Below are 5,854 nucleotides of genomic sequence, written 5' to 3' on the forward strand. Positions count from 1 at the left end.
ACCCAATAGAATACTTACTGCGAGAATTTTGTTGCCAAAAAAATCTTTAAAGAATAATAAGCAAAGAATAGTAGTTATTGGAAGGAATAATTGAGCAATTGTAGAGACTAAATATTTGTTTTCTATTTCTAATAAGCCACTTATAAAGCCAGAAAATCCCCAGAAAAATATGCATGGTAAAACAATATATAATTGTGTTCTTATTTGTGCGTAGTAAGAAAGGGTGTGTCCACTGTAAATGTCTTCTAAAAAAAATAACGAAAAAATAATAGCAAGAATGGATAATAGTAATACAAGGCTAACTATGCCAATTCCAATTAAAGACTGAAAACTTCCTTTATTATTGGATGTTTTTATTTCCGTAATATAATTTGGAATAAATAAATTTTTTAAAGCTCCAATAAATACGTTCTGAATAAATGTGGGTATTAAAATAGCAATAAAATAAGTGTCTAAAACTTCTGAAAGCCCAAAAAATGAGGCTATTAAAGTTTCTTTGTAAAAAGATATTAATTTTACAAATAATGTAATACCGCCAACTAATAGCATATTTAAAATCAAAGGATTTTGAATGCTTTGTTTTAGCTTTATTACATAGCCTTGTATAGTTCCATTAAGCATAATTAAGTCTAAAGATAATTTTATATAAAAATTTTATTAATAAAAATCTTTGTACCAATTCACAAAAGATTGAACTCCTTTTTTTAAAGAAGTATTGGGTTTGTAATTATAATCTTTTATAAGTTCATCCACATTAGCCCATGTTCTTTCTACATCTCCTGGCTGCATTGGCATCATTTTTTTTGTGGCTTTTTTATCTAAGTTTAATTCTATTTCGCTAATAAAATCTCCAAGTTTAACAGAGTTATTGTTGCCTATATTGTATATTTTGTATAATTGGTTATCGGTAATTCTTTTTTTGGTGGCCTTTTCGCAAATACGAACTACACCTTCTGTAATATCATCTATATATGTAAAGTCTCGTTCTAAGTTACCGTGATTAAAAACATTAATCGGTTTGTTTTCGGATATTGCTTTTGTAAATAAAAATATGGCCATATCTGGTCTTCCCCAAGGGCCGTATACCGTAAAAAAACGAAGTCCAGTAGTTGGAATATTAAATAAATGACTATAGGTGTGTGCCATTAATTCATTACTTTTTTTACTTGCTGCGTATAAACTTATAGGCTTGTCTACGGTATCGTCAGTTGAAAAAGGTATTTTATCATTTAACCCATAAACACTAGAACTACTGGCATAGACTAAATGTTTAATGTTGTTATTTCTACAACATTCTAAAATATTAAGAAAGCCAACAATATTACTGTCTACATACGTTTCCGGGTTTTCTATACTATAGCGTACCCCAGCTTGGGCTGCTAAATTACAAACAACATCAAATTTTTCTGCCTTAAACAGTAAGGGTAGCGCTTCCCTATCTTGCAAATCCATTCGGATAAATTGAAAGGCATTTTTATTTGTTGTTTGGGAAGAAGTAATTACGTTATGTTTTTCAGCATCTTCCTTTGTAATTCCAAGTTCCTTTAAACGAGCAAATTTTAAATTAACATCATAATAATCGTTGATGTTGTCTAAACCAATAACTTTATGTCCATGTTGCAAAAGAGATTTTGAAACATGAAAACCTATAAAACCTGCGGCACCAGTAACCAATATTTTCATTATTATATAGTTGTTAAATGATTTGGATTAAATTTGTTTTGCAAATGTCAGTTTTTTCTTTGGATTTTTAGAATAACTTAAGCCATATATACTATAAAAACGTTGAAATTCAGAATTGTTATGTTATACTTACTTTTTTCTTATGTTAAAGATTAAACTCTCTCTGTTGTGTTTTATAATTTCCTTAGTATCTATGCAGGGACAAAGAGTAAAAGCCTCTGTTTTTGGCTACCATAGGCAAGATGCTACGGTTTGTTTGCAAAAGGCGATTTATTCTCGTTTTGATACAATAATTATAGAGAAACAATTTTCGCCTTGGAATATAGGGCCTTTGGTTTTAAGGAAATTGAAAAATAAAACCATACTCTTTGAGAAAGGAGTTGTGGTAAAAGCTATTGCAGGAAAATTTGGTTCTAAAAATGCCTGCTTGTTCCTTTTGGAAGAATGTGAAAATCTTTCTATTATAGGTAGTCAGGGGGTTTTATCGATGAATAAAAGAGAGTATATAGATGGAGAGTGGAGGCATGCATTAAGTATACGTAAAAGTAAAAATATTCGTGTTCAAGATTTAATAATTGAGGATAGTGGAGGAGATGGTATTTATATAGCTGGTAAAGAGAAGGGAACCTATTCTAGTGATATTCGATTGAAAAATATAATAAGTAGAAATAACAAACGGCAGGGGATGAGTATTGTAAGTGCCCAGAATGTGAAAATTGAAAATTGTGTGTTTAAAAAAACTAATGGAACATTACCTGAAGCTGGTGTGGATATTGAACCAAACACAAAACAGGATAGAATCGTCAATGTCCATTTTAGTAAATGTTCTTTTGTTAATAATCATCATTCAGGTATATTACTTGCTTTAGATAAGTTAGAAAAAGAATCGCGCCCAATAAGTATTGTTTTTGAGGATTGTTATATTAGTAGAAATCATGTTACTTCTAACACATATGTGCCAACCGAAATATTTATTGGCGCAAATAAAGAAAAACCAGTTCTTGGAACAGTTTTATTTAAAAATTGTTTGGTTAAAGATAGCGATTGGGGTATGTTGTATAGTAGAAAAAGGAATGATGCTTTTAAGGTCTCCTTTGAAAATTGTGCAGCAATAGATATATGTAAAAAAGGAGTATATCCGCCAATCAGTTTTGAAGTTTCGGATTATATAGGTGCAACATCTTCTTTAGGAGGGTTTAGTTTTAAACAATTATATGTTTCTTACTCAGTAAAATTACCAATTATAAGTGTCAGGGGGTCTCAATTAGGAACCTTACAGCATCTAAAAGATGTTAAGGGGCAGTTCATTATAACTGACTATAATGAGGGTATTAATCTCATGGATTATATTCAATATAATAAAAGAAATAACGAGGGTGTTTTTGTAGAAGTAGTGAAGCAGAGTAATTAAATACAAAAGGCTCTTATGTAAATAAGAGCCTTTTGTATTTATATGCTAAGAGTTATAACGTAAGACTATGTAAAAAATCTTCCAAATTGGTATAACCGTCATTATTTCTGTCTTTACTTCCGTCTGAATTATCCTTAGGATTTAATTCATGGTTATTTTCCCATTCATCAGATATTCCATCCTTATCCGAATCGGTATATGGTTTTCCGTTTTCTATAGAGGGAAAGTCATTATCATTAATATTGGTTCTTCTGGAACCAGTACCGTTTTTTGCGTGATTAATAAAATATTTATCTACAGAATCTATCCCTTGTGTTGTACCATTACCTGCTCCAGTAATCTCGAGTATTTTATTTTTAACTTCAGATGCAGGGAAAGTATTGTATCCTGAATTAAGAACCCTACTACTTCTTATATATGGGCTTAAGCTAGAAGAAACTGTAGCTTTTTTTCCATCATATAAATTATCATTTATGTACCCTTTGGTTAATGAAATCATAGCATTAGGGCTATTGTTTGAGCTAGCTTCAAGTCTTATTGTTTCGTATGACTGGCTTGATGAGCCAGATTCCCAATTGTTTCCAATAATATCAAATTGATTTTCATAAGTAGGATAGGCGCCAGTTCTATAATGATAAATGTAATTGTTTAGCATTTCAAAACTATTACTTTTAACACTTGATCTAATGTTTCTTTCAGTACTAAAAACATTGAAATTGTTTATATAAGAGATGTTTCTTGCGTTTCTAAATAACAATACATTATACCCATTGCCAATTCCTTCTCCTACAATTGAATTCTGAATAGTACAATTAGTAACACTGCCACCAGCTTCTACGACTTCACCAAAAACAATACTTTTATCAGCTGCCCAAGAAACAGATACGTGATCTAAAATAACATCTGAAATTTTATTGCCAGAATAACTTACTATATTTATTCCTTTTACATTAGACCCAGAGGTACCTTTTCCCATTCGTATTCTAATATGCCTAGCAATTATATTTGATGCTTGAATTCTTAATTCAGCTCCTTTAATTGTAATTCCTCCACCTGGTGCTGTTTGTCCAGCAATAGTAAGGTTCCCTGCATTTTTAGGTATTGTTAAATAAGATTTACATTCAATTGTACCCCCTACTCTAAAAATTATGGTTCTTTTTTGTGCTATTTTAAGAGCCTCTCTAAGACTGCCAGATCCACTATCATTTAAATTAGTTACTTCTACTATAATACCGCCCCTACCGCCTGTAGCGTTTTTACCAAAACCTTCAGCACCTGGAAAAGCTTTTAAAGTGCCATATTCGATACTGTCATCTGGAGAAGTATTTGTGTTAATAGTTACAGTTGCTTCTTGTGTAGTAGTTCCACTATCATTAGTTACTTCTGCGGTATATGTAAAAGTGTCGGGAGCAGCAGTTGTTGTATCTGGAGTTGTTGTATCTGGAGTTGTTGTATCTGGAGTTGTTGTATCTGGAGTTGTTGTATCTGGAGTTGTTGTATCTGGAACTTCTGCAGGAATATAAGTTAAGGTCTTGTTGTCATTAATAATAACTATGCCATTTACAGGATTCGATGTTTTAGTAATTTCAACTTCGTCTGTATTACTAATATTGTCATTAGATAAGACATCTAGAACCGTGCTAGTTGTAGGAACGGCAGAATAATTATCGTTAAATGCAAATTGTTCTATTTGTATAGCATCACTTCCGTCTGTTATAACATAGTCTGCTAAAAGATCAGCATCCTTAGCGCAAGAAAAAATTAAAAATAAAATCGAAAACAACAAATATGTACTTTTAAATTTAATGTGGGGATTTCTCATAAATGTAGGTGTCTGTTAATGGTGTTAGTGATTTGGATTGTAAAAATATTTAATTTTTTAAGATCATCGGTATAAACCATATTATTTTCGATGAAATGCACTTTTTGTAAAATTTTGCTACGCGAGTACTGTAGTTATACGGGAAGAAAGAAATAATTGGACGTTCAGAGGCCTATTTATTCGATGAAATACATTCTTTTTTAACAATTATGGGGAATCCATAAATAAAATAATAAAAAATAAAAGCCCTAACCATTTAATGGTTAGGGCTTTTTGTAAATTAAAGAGGTTGTTTACAACCTTTTATCTGCAACGTCTGCAAGTATGCCTTTTACATCATAAATAACGCCATTAGGTTTTAATAGCGCTTTAATGTCTAAATTCGCAAATTCTTTATGAGAAACGGTTAGAACAACAGCATCGTATGTGTCGCTTGGTAGTTTGTCTGTCGTTTTAAGATTGTATTCGTGCTCTACTTCTGAAGGAGAGGCCCAAGGATCGTATATAGAAACATTAGTATGATACGATTCTAGATTGTGAATTACATCTACAGCTTTGGTGTTTCTAACATCTGGACAATTTTCTTTAAAAGTAATTCCGAGAACTAAAATTTTAGACCCTTTTACTTTTATGTCTTTTTGTACCATCAGTTTTACTATTTCTGATGCAACATATTTTCCCATACCATCATTCATACGTCTACCTGCTAGAATAATTTCAGGGTGGTATCCAAATTCCTGAGCCTTTTGAGCTAAATAATATGGATCTACACCAATACAATGACCACCAACGAGTCCTGGTTTAAAAGGAAGAAAGTTCCATTTGGTGCCCGCAGCCTCTAACACATCATGCGTGTCAATATCCATTAAATTAAAAATTTTAGCTAACTCATTTACAAAAGCAATATTAATATCTCTTTGCGAATTCTCAATTACCTT

The 5,854-nt window shown here is 31.5% G+C and carries 5 protein-coding genes; 1 reads left to right on the top strand and 4 read right to left on the bottom strand.

Annotated elements, in window-relative coordinates:
- Together QZZ51_RS15965 and QZZ51_RS15970 are read right to left on the bottom strand one after the other, a co-directional pair.
- Positions 1 to 621, bottom strand: a 621-nt coding sequence (locus tag QZZ51_RS15965; protein ID WP_291871482.1) for a lipid II flippase MurJ, incomplete at its 3' end; no start/stop codon positions are given.
- Positions 622 to 657: 36 nt separating this feature from the next.
- Positions 658 to 1,683, bottom strand: coding sequence for an NAD-dependent epimerase (locus tag QZZ51_RS15970; protein WP_291871484.1), 1,026 nt, complete (start codon positions 1,681 to 1,683; stop codon positions 658 to 660).
- A 193-nt stretch (positions 1,684 to 1,876) separates the two neighbouring features.
- Between QZZ51_RS15970 and QZZ51_RS15975 the strand changes: the two genes are divergently transcribed.
- The gene (locus QZZ51_RS15975; RefSeq protein WP_291871486.1) at positions 1,877 to 3,094 is read left to right on the top strand and encodes a right-handed parallel beta-helix repeat-containing protein; all 1,218 of its coding nucleotides are present in this window, start codon (positions 1,877 to 1,879) and stop codon (positions 3,092 to 3,094) included.
- A 52-nt stretch (positions 3,095 to 3,146) separates the two neighbouring features.
- Here the strand turns inward: QZZ51_RS15975 and QZZ51_RS15980 are convergent, their stop codons facing one another.
- Entirely contained in the window at positions 3,147 to 4,916 is a 1,770-nt protein-coding gene (locus tag QZZ51_RS15980) for a hypothetical protein (protein ID WP_291871488.1), read from the bottom strand.
- 293 nt (positions 4,917 to 5,209) lie between these two features.
- The coding region (locus QZZ51_RS15985; protein WP_291871491.1) for a nucleotide sugar dehydrogenase at positions 5,210 to 5,854 on the bottom strand (645 nt) is incomplete at its 5' end.

Source organism: Maribacter sp. (assembly GCF_016744255.1).
Classification (GTDB): domain Bacteria; phylum Bacteroidota; class Bacteroidia; order Flavobacteriales; family Flavobacteriaceae; genus Maribacter_B.

Excerpts from the sequence above, each read along its gene's own strand:
- QZZ51_RS15970 (WP_291871484.1), bottom strand. The coding sequence starts at position 1,683 with ATGAAAATATTGGTTACTGGTGCCGCAGGTTTTATAGGTTTTCATGTT.
- QZZ51_RS15980 (WP_291871488.1), bottom strand. The coding sequence starts at position 4,916 with ATGAGAAATCCCCACATTAAATTTAAAAGTACATATTTGTTGTTTTCG.
- QZZ51_RS15975 (WP_291871486.1), top strand. The coding sequence starts at position 1,877 with ATGCAGGGACAAAGAGTAAAAGCCTCTGTTTTTGGCTACCATAGGCAA.